General features: G+C 70.8%; 17 protein-coding genes. 12 read left to right on the top strand and 5 right to left on the bottom strand.

All coding sequences use genetic code 11. From position 1 onward, the window contains the following. Window positions 1-7: 7 nt before the first annotated feature. The 11 genes from AC1U7O_RS15250 (at window position 8) to AC1U7O_RS15200 (ending at window position 6,518) form a co-directional block, all read left to right on the top strand. The gene (locus AC1U7O_RS15250; RefSeq protein WP_479895709.1) at window positions 8-427 is read left to right on the top strand and encodes a phage tail protein; all 420 of its coding nucleotides are present in this window, start codon (window positions 8-10) and stop codon (window positions 425-427) included. A gap of 84 nt (window positions 428-511) precedes the next feature. Continuing rightward, window positions 512-724 (top strand): tail protein X, encoded by a 213-nt coding sequence (locus AC1U7O_RS15245; protein ID WP_479895708.1) that lies wholly within the window; start codon window positions 512-514, stop codon window positions 722-724. After that, window positions 712-1,743, top strand: a complete 1,032-nt coding sequence (locus AC1U7O_RS15240; RefSeq protein ID WP_479895707.1) for a phage late control D family protein — start codon at window positions 712-714, stop codon at window positions 1,741-1,743. Before AC1U7O_RS15245 ends, AC1U7O_RS15240 begins: the two co-directional genes overlap by 13 nt. Then, complete coding sequence (locus tag AC1U7O_RS15235) at window positions 1,740-2,315, top strand: phage baseplate assembly protein V (RefSeq protein ID WP_479895706.1); 576 nt, start codon at window positions 1,740-1,742, stop codon at window positions 2,313-2,315. The genes AC1U7O_RS15240 and AC1U7O_RS15235 overlap by 4 nt, the downstream gene beginning before the upstream one ends. Window positions 2,316-2,359: 44 nt before the next feature. Further along, entirely contained in the window at window positions 2,360-2,557 is a 198-nt protein-coding gene (locus tag AC1U7O_RS15230; RefSeq protein ID WP_479895705.1) for a hypothetical protein, read from the top strand. 35 nt (window positions 2,558-2,592) lie between these two features. Continuing rightward, window positions 2,593-3,171: a hypothetical protein gene (locus AC1U7O_RS15225; protein WP_479895704.1), complete on the top strand. Its 579-nt coding sequence runs from the start codon at window positions 2,593-2,595 to the stop codon at window positions 3,169-3,171. Then, window positions 3,171-3,518 carry a GPW/gp25 family protein gene (locus AC1U7O_RS15220; RefSeq protein ID WP_479895703.1) on the top strand — a complete coding sequence of 116 codons (348 nt, stop codon included), beginning with the start codon at window positions 3,171-3,173 and terminating at the stop codon, window positions 3,516-3,518. Before AC1U7O_RS15225 ends, AC1U7O_RS15220 begins: the two co-directional genes overlap by 1 nt. 78 nt (window positions 3,519-3,596) lie before the next feature. Beyond that, complete coding sequence (locus tag AC1U7O_RS15215; RefSeq protein WP_479895702.1) at window positions 3,597-4,712, top strand: baseplate assembly protein; 1,116 nt, start codon at window positions 3,597-3,599, stop codon at window positions 4,710-4,712. Further along, entirely contained in the window at window positions 4,712-5,305 is a 594-nt protein-coding gene (locus tag AC1U7O_RS15210) for a phage tail protein I (RefSeq protein ID WP_479895701.1), read from the top strand. The genes AC1U7O_RS15215 and AC1U7O_RS15210 overlap by 1 nt, the downstream gene beginning before the upstream one ends. 9 nt (window positions 5,306-5,314) lie before the next feature. Continuing rightward, window positions 5,315-6,217: a phage tail protein gene (locus tag AC1U7O_RS15205; protein ID WP_479895700.1), complete on the top strand. Its 903-nt coding sequence runs from the start codon at window positions 5,315-5,317 to the stop codon at window positions 6,215-6,217. 7 nt (window positions 6,218-6,224) lie between these two features. Beyond that, on the top strand, window positions 6,225-6,518 hold the full coding sequence (locus AC1U7O_RS15200) for a hypothetical protein (protein WP_479895699.1): 294 nt from the start codon (window positions 6,225-6,227) through the stop codon (window positions 6,516-6,518). 153 nt (window positions 6,519-6,671) lie between these two features. On the opposite strand, the gene AC1U7O_RS15195 is transcribed toward AC1U7O_RS15200, so the two are convergent. Beyond that, on the bottom strand, window positions 6,672-8,621 hold the full coding sequence (locus AC1U7O_RS15195; protein WP_479895698.1) for a caspase family protein: 1,950 nt from the start codon (window positions 8,619-8,621) through the stop codon (window positions 6,672-6,674). Between the two features lie 108 nt (window positions 8,622-8,729). Between AC1U7O_RS15195 and ubiA the strand changes: the two genes are divergently transcribed. Beyond that, window positions 8,730-9,641: a 4-hydroxybenzoate octaprenyltransferase gene (gene ubiA, locus AC1U7O_RS15190; protein ID WP_479895697.1), complete on the top strand. Its 912-nt coding sequence runs from the start codon at window positions 8,730-8,732 to the stop codon at window positions 9,639-9,641. Between the two features lie 18 nt (window positions 9,642-9,659). Here the strand turns inward: ubiA and AC1U7O_RS15185 are convergent, their stop codons facing one another. From AC1U7O_RS15185 to AC1U7O_RS15170, 4 genes are all read right to left on the bottom strand, one after another. Continuing rightward, entirely contained in the window at window positions 9,660-10,151 is a 492-nt protein-coding gene (locus AC1U7O_RS15185; RefSeq protein WP_479895695.1) for a hypothetical protein, read from the bottom strand. A 165-nt stretch (window positions 10,152-10,316) separates the two neighbouring features. Beyond that, window positions 10,317-11,345, bottom strand: a complete 1,029-nt coding sequence (locus AC1U7O_RS15180; protein ID WP_479895694.1) for a c-type cytochrome — start codon at window positions 11,343-11,345, stop codon at window positions 10,317-10,319. Further along, complete coding sequence (locus tag AC1U7O_RS15175; RefSeq protein ID WP_479895693.1) at window positions 11,342-12,175, bottom strand: ethylbenzene dehydrogenase-related protein; 834 nt, start codon at window positions 12,173-12,175, stop codon at window positions 11,342-11,344. The genes AC1U7O_RS15180 and AC1U7O_RS15175 overlap by 4 nt, the downstream gene beginning before the upstream one ends. A 54-nt stretch (window positions 12,176-12,229) precedes the next feature. Next, entirely contained in the window at window positions 12,230-12,949 is a 720-nt protein-coding gene (locus tag AC1U7O_RS15170) for a c-type cytochrome (RefSeq protein WP_479895692.1), read from the bottom strand. Between the last annotated feature and the right edge of the window lie 6 nt (window positions 12,950-12,955).

Here is a 12,955-nt window from a genome sequence, read left to right as displayed (position 1 = left end):
GGGCGCCATGCCGTGGGCCACCTTGGGCGACATCGCCTTCCAGCTCCTGCTCCCGGCCGTCACGTCGGCCGAGCTGACCGAGGGCTTCCGCTTTGTCGAGCACGAGCGGATCGGCCGGAAGCCGGCGCTGCAGTTCACCGGGCCGACGCGCCGGCGGGTCGCGCTCACGGTGGCGCTCTCACGGGCGTTTGGGGATCCCGAGGCCGAGCTGGCGAAGCTCCGCGCCGCCGCCGCGGCGGCCCAGGTCCTGCCCTTCACCTGGGGCCATGGCGAGCCGGCAGGGGATTTTGTCGTCGAAGAGGTGACGGTGCGCCTCCAGAAGACCCAGGCCGACGGGCGCGTGATCGCGATGGAGCTGGACCTGAAGCTGACAGAGCATGCCGGGCCGACGACGAAGCCGCCGGCGCCGGCGGTGAAGAAACGGTAGGACGAGGGGCTGCGTGCCATCAGCCCCTCCCACTGTTCAGACACAGTGCGGTGGCCAACTCATCGCAGCGAGGGCGGGATTGAGGTGCTGACCGTGGACGTGCTCCCGGGCGACCGGTGGGATCTGCTCGCCGACCGCCAGTATGGGGACCCCTACGGCTATGTGCGGCTCCTGCGGGCGAATCCGCCGGCGACGATCGGCGTGCCGGCCCCGATCTTCGCGGCGCGCGCCACCCTCACCGTCCCGATCATCGAGGCGGCAATCTCCGTGGAGGACCTGCCCCCATGGCTCCGCTAGCCGTCGCCACGGTCCCCCAGCCGCTGGTGCAGATCACGTACCAGGGCCAGGACGTCACGCGCGAGCTCGCGCCGATGCTGCTGGCCGCCACCTATACCGATCATGATCATGGCCAGAGCGACGAGATCGAGCTGCAGCTCGAGGATGTGGCCGGCCGGTGGCGGCAGCGCTGGCGCCCGAAGGCCGGGGACCGGGTGCGGCTGGCCCTGGGGTACGTCGGCGGCCGGCGGATGGACCAGTGGGTCGAGGGCACGGTGGACGAGATCGAGCACGCCGGCCCGCCCAGCACGGTCACAATCCGGGCGCTGGTCAGCGCGATCACGCAGGCGCTCCGGAGCCCGAAGACCGAAGCCTACGAGGGGCTGTCGCTGCGTGGCATCGCTGAGCGGATCGCGGCGCGGCATCACCTGACGGTGCGGGGCGAGGTGCCGGCGGCCACGCTCCAGTACGTGCTCCAGCACGACGAGTCGGACCTCGAATTCCTCCAGCGGCTGGCGGAGACGCACGGGCTGATCGTGACGGTGAAGGCGGACCGCCTGACCTTCCAACGGGCGGACGCGGACCGGCCCAGCCCGCCGCCGTCGGTGATGACCCTGCGGCCGGAGGCCCTCAGCCGCTGGACGCTCCTGGAGCAGATGTCGAAGACCGTGCAGGCGGCCGAGGTGCGCTACCACGACCCGGACGGGGCCCTGCATCAGGGGGTGGTCTCCACGTCGGAGGTGCCCTCGGCCGACGTGCTCCGGCTCAGCCAGCGGGTGGAGACCCAGGCCCAGGCCGACGCGGTCGCGGAGGCCGCCCTGGTGCAGGCGAACAAAGACCGCTTCCGGTTCACGGCGGACCTCGCCGGCGAGCCCCGGCTCGTGGCCGGCCTGACGGTCACCCTGGCCGGCTGGGGGGCCTATGATGCGGACTACTACATCGAGACGGCGCGGCATCGGGTGACCAGGGCGGCCGGGTACCAGACCTCGATTGAGGCCCGGTATGGGCGGCCGATCAAAACCGCACGAGGGCGTCGATGAGTCCCACCCCGGTGCCGTCCGGCGGCCAGATCCGCCTCGGTCGGGTGGTCCAGCAGGATCCGTCGCGCGCCCGGGTGCGGGTGGAGTTCCCCGACTGGCGCGACAGCCAGTCCCAGCCCGTCGTCTCCTGGTGGCTCCCGGTGGTCACCCACAAGACGCAGGCGGACCAGGTCTACTGGATGCCGGATCTCCAGGAGCACGTGGTCGTCGCGCTCTTCGGGCACGGGGTCGAAGACGGCGTGGTCCTGGGGGCGATCTACTCCCCGCCGTCCCCGCCGCCGATCGCGGAGCTCGACGTGGCCTACGTCGGCTTCCAGGATGGGACCTCGCTCGCCTACGATCGGGCCAAGTCGGAAGGCCGGGCCCTGCTGATGGGGGATGGGCAGGCGCAGCTCCTGGGAGACTTGCAGCTGCTGGTGGGGCAGGCGCTGAAGATCCTGGCGCTTGAGGGGATCGCGCTCGATGGGGGCTCGTCGGATCTCTCCGGGGTCGTGACGCGGGACTGCATCTGCGCCTTCACGGGGCGCCCGCACCCGCAGGCGTCGCGGAACGTGACGGCGAGCCGCGGGTAACGGCCCCGCTCCCCTTGCGGGAGAGGGGGAGGGGGAGGGGAACGATGGCGCTGTCGGCCGGTGTGCTCTCGGGGCTGATGCAGGCCCAGCTCCGCGCGCGGGGCTTCACCGAGGGGGAGTACGAGTCCTGGCGGATCCTCTGCGACGCGCTGGCTGAAGCCGTGGTGGCGCATCTCACCCAGGCGGCGCGGGCCGTGGGGACGGACTCGCGGGGGGACAGTCATGACCTGCCCATCGTCTGAGGGGACCGGCTCCGTGACGGGTGACGAGGGGACCGATGGCCGTCTGTGACTTCATCCATGCCGAGGTGGCGCGGGTCGAGGCCGACCTGCAGCGGCTGCTCGCGGTGCGGAACGCCCTCCGCCGGGCGGCGTCGGTCCTGAACAGCGTCCCGGACACCGTGGCCGATCTGCTCCCGCCGGTGCCGTCGCTGCCCACGGCGACCGAATGGCTCGCGGCGGCTGAGTCCTGTCCCTGGATCGCGGCGTTGCTCCCACCGGGCTTCGGCCCCGACAGTGTCCTGCCGCTGGCCCAGCTGCGCCAGCTGCAAGCGGGCTTCCGGGCCCAGATCGCCGCGGCGCTCCATGGCCCGATCGGGCGCGGGGTGCGCCTCCTCCAGATCGGCGCGGCGGCGCTGGCGCCGGTGAGCCTCCTGCTCGGGCAGCTCCAGCAGCTGGAGCAGTGTCTGTCCGGAGTCTGCCACCAGGTGGGGCGCGCGGCCCAGTGGGTGGACGAGTTTGAGTTCGACAGTCTGGGCAATCCCCTGATCGCCGCGAGCGAGCAGGCCCAGGCGAAGGCGTCGGCGGCGAAGGCCGCGATCGACGCCAAGCTGGCCCTGATCAATAGCTGGGCGTGATGACGTGGGCGAGCCTCAAGCTGGGGACGTTCGGGACCCTCGTGGAGGACCTGGAGGATGTCCGCCAGTGCCTCGGGATCATCCTCCGCACGCCGACCGGGACCGTCCCCCATCGTCCGGATTTCGGGTGCGACGCCTGGCAGTGGCTGGACGCGCCGCTCCCCGTCGCGACCCCCCGCCTCGTCGCGGCCGTCAGCGCGGCCATCCAGGCGCACGAGCCGCGCGTGACCGTGGAGCGGGTGCAGGTGCACCCGGGCGAGGCCCCAGGCCACGTGGTCGTGGTGATCACGGTGCGGATCCGGGAGACCGAGGAGCCCCTGACGGTGGCGGTCCCACTGGCCGCCTAAGCGGTCCCCACTCTCGGGCGCCCCTTGCACCTGCAAGAGCAAGGGGCACCCCGGGAGAGGGTCAGGGTGAGGGGACGCATGAGCGAGACCATCCAGCCCCCACAATTCGTCGAGGTCGATCCCGCCAGGATCACGCGGGACCTGATCGCCGACTACGAAGCGCGGACCGGCCGCACGCTCTATCCGGCCCAGCCCGAGCGGATCTGGCTCGATCTGCTCGCGTACCGGGAGACGCTGCTCCGCCAGGCGATTCAGCACGCGGCCGAGATGTCCCTGGTGCGGTGGGCGACCGGCCCCTACCTGGAGGAATTGGGCGTCCTGGTCGGCGTGACGAGGCTGGCGGCGCGGCCGGCCGAGGCCACCTGGACGGTCACCCGGACCGCCCCGCCCACGGGGAGCCTGACCGTGCCGATCGGGACCGAGGCCACGATTCACGGGACCCAGGTCCGCTTCACGACCACGGCCGACCTGGTCCTGGGGGACGGCGTGGCGAGCGGGACGGTCCGGGTCCAGGCGGTGGAGCCCGGCCCGGAGGGGAACGACTGGGCGGTCGGGACGCCGCTGACCTTGACGGTGCCGATCAGCGGGGTGGCGAGCGTCGTGTTCGCCTCGGTCCCGGCCGGGGGGGCCGAGATCGAGGACGATGCGCGCCTCCGGGAGCGGATCATCCTCGCCCCGGAGGCATTCAGCGTCGCGGGGCCGGCCGGGGCCTATCGGTTCTGGGCGCTCTCCGCCCACCGGGACATCGTGGACGTGTCCGTGGGCCTCGTCGCGCCCGGCCATGTGCTCGTCACGGTGCTGGCGGCGGTCCTGCCGGTCCCGGCGGCTATCCTGGACGCCGTCGCGGCGACGCTCTCGGACGAGTCGGTCCGCCCCCTGTGCGACACCGTGACCGTGCAGGGCGCGACTGCGGTGGACTATGCGATTGCGGTGGAGCTGATCGTGCTCCAGCACACGATCTATCCCGAGATCCTCAGTGCGGCCCAGGCGACCCTGGCTGCGTACGCGGAGGCGCTCCGGCGCCGGCTGGGCGCGGATCTCGTGCCCGCCCACCTGATCGGCCAGCTCCGCCAGATCCCCGGCGTGCATGACGTGGTGGTGGTCCAGCCGGCGGCGCGGGTGCTGAGTGGCACCGAGGTCGCGGTCCTGACCGGGACCCCGACGGTCACGATTACCGGCGAAGTGGAGGGCTGATGCCGGATCCGCTGCTGCCGCCCAGTCTGCGTCAGGACCCGAACGTCGCGGCCCTCGCCGACGTGCTGGCGGCCGCGATGCCCGTGGCCCTGCTCGACCGCGTGCTGGTCTACCGGATCGACCAGATCCCGGCCGCGGCCTTGCCCGTGCTGGCGCAGCAGTGGCACGCCGACTGGTGGGACGCGGAGTTGCCCGACGAGCAGCAGCGGGCGGTGGTCTCCGCCCTGCTGTTGGGGCATCGACGGAAGGGGACCGTCTGGAGCGTCCGGGAGGCCCTGGCGCGGCTGGGTCAGCCGGATGCCACACTGGTGGAGGGGGCGCAGGCGCACCGGCACGATGGCCAGATCCTGCGGGAGGGGTCCTGGTACTTCGATGGGCATCCCGCGGGGTGGGCCACCTATGCGGTCCGGCTCACGGCACCGATGACCGTGGACCGGGCGGGCCGGCTGGCGCGGGCCATCCGGAGCCAAGCGCCCGCCCGGTGCCGGCTGGTCCGGCTGCACTACCCGGAGGCGGGCATCCGCTATAACGGGGCGGTCCTCCACGATGGATCGTACACGCGCGGCGTCGTGGACGCCGTGTCCTGGGAGTAGGGGGAGACGATGGCGAATCTGGACGAAACGATCCAATGGGAAGCGGGGATCTACCAGCTGGAGACCACGGACCCGGTGGTGGGCGGGCCGAATGGGATCGATAACCTGCCCCACAAGCTGCTGGCGAACCGGACGCAGTACCTGCGGGCGGCGCTGGATCGCCTGAGCACCCAGGGCCCTGATCAGACCACCGCCGGAGGCGTGCTCACGCTGCCGGCGGCCGGGGGTTACTTCGTCGTCGCCGGCACGGAACCCCTCACCGAGATCTCCGCGCGCCCCCCCGGCGAGGTCCTGCGCCTCTGCTTTGCGGCTGTCCGCTCCATCCAGCATAATGCCGCGAAGCTGCGCCTCCCCAACGCGGTGAGCCTCACGGTCGCGGAGGGCGAGGTGACGACCTGGATCGCCGAGGCGACCGGCCTCTGGCGCCTGGCATCCCCTCGCGAGCCCGTCGGCCGGATCACGATGCACGGCGGTGGCGCGGCCCCCTCCGGCTGGCTCGTCTGCGATGGCTCAGCCGTCAGCCGGAGCACGTATGCCGGGCTGTTCAGCGTCCTGGGGACCACCTGGGGCGCGGGCGACGGCACGACGACCTTCAACCTCCCGGATTTGCGGGGGCGGACCCCCATCGGGGCCGGTCAAGGGAGTGGGCTCACGAACCGGACGCTCGGCCAAGCCGGCGGTGAGGAGGCGCATTCGCTGACCGTCAACGAACTCCCGTCACATACCCACGAGTTCTTTTCCTCCTGGGGAGATACGGGCTATCAAGTGATCAGTCCGGCGTCTGACCTCGGCCGCCGGAAACCCCACCCCGATGACAATACAACCCAATACCCCACGGAGGCCACGGGTGGGGGGCAAACGCACAACAACATGCCCCCGTTCGCGGTGGTGCAGTTTATCATCAAGACATGAGGAGCCGATGCAATTCCATCATCACCCAGACGGGCTGATCTACCTACGCACGGACCACGGCGTGTACGAGGACACGGTCGAGCACTTCGAGCAGGACGCGGGCAGTTACAGTGGACTTCCGCCTGGCATGATCGAACGTCGGTACGAGCCTGAGCAGTACCACGTACTAGTGTCCGCCGACTATGGGCAGACTGGCGGCGTAATGCCGTGGACGGAAGGCGACGGGCTCCTGGCGGCCTTCGAGCAGATCATCCATGCCCAACAGGCCAGGCGTGACCGGGAGCGTGCTGGGATGGGATGATCCGCGTCTCGCCCCCCGGCCCGCTGCAACCGTCTTGCAAATACACCCTGCTCAGGGCCACAGCACCGCACCGATTCAGGTCTATTCTGCAAGACAGTTGCACTCTGAGAGGGGAGGTCATTTCCGGCGGTTAGAATGCAAATTGCCCCCGCGCTAGAATGGAACGCTCCAGCCGGGGGGCGTCCGCAGCTTGACGAGCGGCAGGTTCCAGGCCTTCAGCTTCGCCTCCGGGACGGGGATGGCCTGGGGCTCCTGCTCGCGGCCGAAGGCCTCCGCGGCGGTCCTCGCGACTTCTTTCCTCGCGTAGTCGAACGCCTCGGCCACGGACACGACCCCGTCCTTGTTCCAGTCCGCGTCCCCGCCCATTCCCCGGAGCAGCCAGTAGGTGAAGAGCCCGTGCCGGCCCTCCTCGTATTCGACGGCGGCCTGGGCGCCGGTGATCCCGACGAGTTGGAGGAGGTCGCCCTGACTGACGGTCGCGGTGGCGGGGAACCAGTCCGGCTTGACCCCGTTCAGCCCCGGCGCATCGGGAGCCGTCGTCAGCGTGACGTCGAGGATCAGCACGACGTAGCGGGCCGGCAGCCGGGCGAGCGCCGACCGCAGCCGGCGCAGCGAGTACAGCCGACTCGTATTGGCCGGCTGCCCTTCGTAGGGCAGGAGGGAGACCGCCCCGGAGGCGTGATCCACGACGGCGCGGCCGGAAAAGAAGATGAACACCTCTCCGCCCGGCGCGACCTGCTGCGGCAGCCATTCTTCCAGCGCCTCGACCAGGTCCTGCTTCAGCGCCTGCTCCCCGGTGATCAGCCGGACTTTGTGCGCGGGGATGCCCATGGCGCCGGAGAAGTAGGCGGCCATGGTCCGGGCGTCCTGCGCCGCGAACTGCCGGGGCGGCACCGCCGGGTCGCGGGAGGCGCCGATGCCGATCGCCACGCCCACGGCCTGCTTGCGCTCCCGCGCTCCGCGACCGGGCACCTTGTCCACGTCCACCGGCTTGGGGTCCTTCGTCGGGTCCCGCCCCGGCCGCAGGGCCGCGACGAACTTTTTCGGGAGCGGCATGGGGACCTTCTCGCCGAGGGTCTCGAGCGAGATCACCAGCTCCGCCTCCCGTTCGACCGTCACGTGGGGCAATTCCCCCGTCGCCTGCAGGAGCCGGCTCTGTCCCGGCTGCAGGTCCCCGACCACCAGGGGAGAGCCCAGCCCCTTCACCAATTCCGGCGTGCCGTCGAGGACGACCATCACGGCCTTGATCGGATCGAGGCCGTGATTCTTCACCTCGATCTCCAGGTGCACCCGCTCGCCGCCCTCCAGGGTCTGGTTCTGGTTCCAGTCCCGGAACATGGCGTGGAAGGTGAGGGGCGAGGCGGCGCCGGGCGCGGGCGGAACGGCCGTGGGGAGGGGCGCGGGCGAGGTCGGCGGAGGCGGCGAGGCGATGGGCGCCGGCTCCCCGCCCCGCTTGGCCTGCACGATCTCGCGGATCTTGACCGCCGTGCCGAGGTTCTTCTTGAACCCCTCCGCCAGCCGCACGGCCGCCTCGGCGCCGAGGTCGGCCAGGTTGGCCACCTCGCACTTGTCCTTGTCCGTCTCGACCGTGCCCTTGGCGTCATACCGCAGGTTCTTGGCATAGACCTGTCCCCCTTCGGGGGTGAAAAAGGCGACGGTCCCGCCCAGCGACAGGGTGGCCGGGTACTCCTTCGTCGCGCGGCGGCCGATGAACAGCTCGAGTTCCTTGAAGCCGATCGAGACGGTGACCTCGCCGTCGAGCCCCGCCTCCCGCTCGTTCGGGCCCAGCTCCTTCACCTTGGAGAACACCAGCGCGATTTCCTTCTTGAACGCCGTCTTGAGGTCCTCGCCGAGGGGAAGGGTCTTCCGCTGCAGGCAGCCGTCCGTGTAGTCCACGCCCGCGCCAGTCACGCTCGGGTCGAAGCGCAACCCGACGCTCAGCGGATACCAGTAGCCTTGGGAGGTGGTTTCGGGGGCGAAGGTGTGGGGCGAGCGGGAGCCGCAGCCCGTCAGGCCCGCCAGCAGGATCGCCGCGCCGGCGGTACGAATGAGCAGGGAGGCAAGCGACCAGGAACGTGCGATCGCGCCGTTGGAAACCCGCACAGTGTCAGGTATATACCTGATCATGCCGGCAAAGGCAACCCTGCGGACGGCGAGGGAGGTGTTCCGCGTGCGTTGACAGGCTCGCGGGCGTCGGCGTAAGGTCCCTCCATGCCGCAGCCGCTGCCGCAGACCGTCCCGTCCGCCGACCGCGAGGGCGGGGACCGCCGGGGCGGATGGCGCGCGGGCGCCGAGTTGATCCGCCTGCCCAACCAGACCGGCACCCTGCTGCTCATGCTGCCGACCCTCTGGGCCCTGGTGCTGGCCTCGGAGGGGCGGCCCGAGCCGCGCCTCCTGGCGATCTTCGCGGCCGGCGCCTTCCTGATGCGCAGCGCGGGCGTCGTGCTGAACGACCTGGCGGACCGCGACCTCGACCGCCGCGTCGCGCGCACGAGGAATCGGCCGCTGGCGAGCGGCGCGGTGAGCGTGCGCGCCGCCGGGCTGCTGGCCGTCGGGCTGCTCGGGCTCGCCGCCGCGCTGCTGCTCCTGCTGCCTGCGCCGGCCCGCCGGCTGGGCCCCGGCGCGTTCATCCTGGCCGCGCTCTACCCCCTCGCCAAGCGCGTCATCCACGTGCCCCAGGCGGTGCTGGGCATGGCCTTCGGCTGGGGCGTGCTGATGGCCTGGGCCGCCGTGCGCGAGCGCCTCGAGCCGGAGGCCTGGCTGCTCTACGCCGCGACCCTGCTCTGGGCCCTGGCCTACGACACGATCTACGCCCTGCAGGACCTGGAGGACGACCGCCGGATCGGCGTCCGCTCCGCGGCGCTCCTGTTCGGCCGGGGGACCTGGCTGGCGGTGGCGGCGGCGTTGGGCGGCATGCTGCTCCTGCTCGCCTGCGGCGGTTGGCTGGCCGGCCTCGGCGCGGCCTTCTACGCGGCGCTCGCGGGCGTGGCGGGATTTCTCGCTTGGCAGGTCGCGCGGCTGCACGCCGCGACGGTGCCGCCGGCGCTCGCCTTCGCGATGTTCAAGCAGCACGTCTGGGTGGGATGGGCCGTGCTGGGGGGGATCTGGCTGGGGTTCCTCTAACCGGCCGGGCGCGACCGGCTACCTGCCCCGATCGGCCTTCTCGGCCGGCGGCTTCTTCGCCGGGGCCGCGGGCTCGGTCTGCTCGTGCGAAGGCGGCTCCGCGGGCGCGACGGCCTTGATCGAGGCCTGGACCTGGCGGAGCTGCTCCTTGAGCTGGGTCTCCTGCTGCCGGAAAAACTCGACCACGGCCCGGTTGGTGGCCTGGGTGGAGGCTTCGAGCGCCTGGTTCTGCCTCGCCAACTCGGCCATCCTCGCCTGGTTCGCCTTGAGCTCGTCCGACAGCTTCCCGAGCACGTCCTGGAGTGCCTTCAAGTCGGCCGCCATGCGGCGCTCGCGCTCGTCCAGTTGCTTCTTGTTGGCCTCGACCTCGCTCCTAGCCTGGGCCTTCAGGGCTTCGAGCTGGGCGGCGTTGGACCGCTGCATCTCCTGCTTGAGCGCGTCCAGGTCTCCTTGCGTCGCGCAGCCCGCGAGCATGAGCAGGACCGCCGAGCAGACCGCGGCGACCGTCATGGACCGTGGAGCGCTCCGGCTGGGCGGAGGAGAAGAGGGACCGGTGGGACCCGGGTGGATTCGGGGGTCGGGTTGGCGAAGCACCGCCGCGGTACGCATGGAACAACCCGCGCGACGAGGCACGGCGGGGAGCCGGCGGCCCCGTGCCGTGCCGGAAAGGGTCGCTCAGTTCCCGGCCGCGACGGCCGGCGCCTCGGCTTTTTCCGCCTTGAGGGTCGCCAGGTACATCGTGACCGCCTTGGCGTCCTGATCGCTCAGGCCGAGGTTGGGCATCCGCGTTTCCGGCTTCAACGACTGGGGGTACTTCACCCAGCGAAAGACCCAGGTAGGGTTCAGGCGAAACCCGGCCCGGTCGAGCGCCGGCCCGACGACGCCGCCCTCCTCGCCGACCCGATGACAGGCGTTGCAGCCGTACTTGTTCTGATAGAGCCGCCGGCCGACCTCGGCGAGCTTGGCCGCCTCCTCCGGCGCCATCGTCAAGTCGGGCCGCGGGATCGCCGCGAACTTGGGCCGGGCCGAGAAGCCCGCAGACGCGGCCTTGGCCGCCTCCAGCGCCTTGGCCGCCGCCGCCAGAGCCGCCTCTTCCTGCTCGGTGGCCGCCTCGTCCACCTCGCCGCCCTTGGCCTCGGCCGCCGCCTCCGCCTTCTTCTGGGCCTCCTCCAAGGCCTGCTTGGCCTGGTCGAACTTCTGCTGCGCGGCCTGAAGCTCATCCTGGAGCTGCTTCTTCCTGGCCTCCAGATCATAGGTCAGCTTCATCCCGTGGAGCGTCCTGACGTAGGCGACGATCGCCCAGATCTCCTCCTCCGAGAGGGTGTACTTGAAGGTCGGCATCGTGGGCACGGCGAACTCGTCGTCGCCGATCTTGTCCCCGACGTCCGGAGTCGTATCCTTCATGTCGCGGGAGACGGTGTTGAAGATCTCCTCGTCCTTGAAGGTGCCCATCTCGCTCTGGTTGGAGAGGTCCTTGGGCTTCGGGTCCGGCATCTTGCCCCAGTTGTAGCCCTCGTTTTGCCGGCCGTTTTCCCCGTGGCAATGCATGCAGTAGTGCGCGTAGAGTTTCTGGCCCTTGGCCACCTGCTCGTTCTGGAAGAGCGTGCAGCCGGCCCCGACGCCCGCGGCCGCGAGCAGCACCACCACGCCCAGCCGGGCCGTCCGCCGGCCGGCCCCCGACTCCCTGCCCCTCCGTGCCCTCATGTGGAGGACCCTTTCTTGAGCTTGCGGATCACCACGAACTGAAACCCCGCCGCGAGGCCGATGGCCAGGCCCGCGTACAGGAGGCTCGAGTAGTCCGGCGGCGGCTCGGCGCGGAAATACCACCAGGAGGAGACCGCCTTCTGCGAGCCCTTCTCCTTCGGTTCCCCGCTGGCCTCCATCTTCCCGTCCCAGATCGCGAAGGCGATGTTCAGGAAGTCGCCCGGCTTGATCCGGACGTCGTGCTCGGCGTCGCCGGTGGACAGGGCCCGAGCGAAAACCACGCGCCAGGTGCCGTTGTTGTAGGCGCCCGTGGCCGTCACGTCCTGCTTCTCCTGGGCCGCGAGGGTCCCGAAGCCCTGGGCGTTCATGTCCACGGCCTTCCCGTCCTTGTTCCGCCAGAACCAGATGTTGACCGGCCCACCCTCGACCTGCGCCATGGGCTGGCCGTGCGCGAAGTGCGCCTTCTTGTCCCCCACCATGAACTCCAGCGCGGCGGCGTCGTCGGGGTCCTGGGTCGGATCGGCGTACTCCAGGAGAATGGCGACCCGCTCCCCGTCGTGCAGGCCCCGCACCTTCACGCTCTTGGCCGTCACCTCACCGATGCGCTTGGGCCAGTGCACCTGCGGGGCGAGCGGGAACTCCGTGGCCGGCGCCTGGTCCCAGGCGGCGGCCATCGGATCGTCGGCGGGGAGGGTCCCCTTCACCAAGGCCGCCCGGGCGACCACGCTCTCCTGAGCCGGGGCGTCCGCCGGCCACGGCCCGCCGGCCGCGAGGGTCGCCCCGCCCAGCACCGCGAGCGCCCAGGGGTTCAGCCGACCCGATGTCCTCATACGACCCTCCACCTTCCCCTCACCGTCCGCCGGCCGATCGTCGCCGGCCCAGACTCATTCCCAGGTCCGCGGCTTCTGGCCCGCGCCGTCGTATTCGCCCATGATGATCTTCCAGATCCACTCGTCGGGCAGCTCCACCTCCCAGCGCGGCATGGCCGACTTCCAGGGCATCCCCTCGATCGGCAGGCCAACGCCGCCTTTCTTGATGCGCCAGAACAGGTAGCTCTCCTGGAGCATCGCGATCGTGGTCGGGTCGGAGAAATTGGCCGGCGGCGGGTTGAAGCCGCGGGCGGCCGGCCCCTTCCCGTCGAAGTTCGCGCCGTGGCAGGGCGAGCAGAAGGCCGCATAGAGCCCCTTGCCCATCATCACGTTCTCCGGCGTGTTGGGGACGGGGTTCGAGAGGCCGACGAACTCGCCGGGCGGCGCCGGATGGATCGTCCGGTTCTCGGCCGGCGGCTGGTCGCTCGGCCGCGTGGAGGCGAAGGTCTGGTAGCCGATCAGCAGGGGGATCGCCACCAGGACCGCCATCCGCACGGCCTTGATCGCCCCGTCCTGCCCTTCCCCGCTCAGGAACCGGAAGATCGGGCCAAGGAACGACTCCATCCACTCCCCGCAGAGGGTGTAGAAGATCATCACGCCGCTGAAGGTCAGGGTCAGGTAGAGGAAGATCAGGCTCGCCGGCAGCGGGGCGGTGAAGAGCGGCAGGACGAACTTCAGGAAGACGTAGATGCCGACGAGGAGGACCGCGGACTTCGCGAGCGCGCTGCCTTTCATGGTCGC

Source organism: Candidatus Nitrospira neuquenensis (assembly GCF_979578155.1).
The sequence above is the reverse complement of the archived record's forward strand: the minus strand, read 5'-3'. Positions and strand labels throughout refer to the sequence as shown.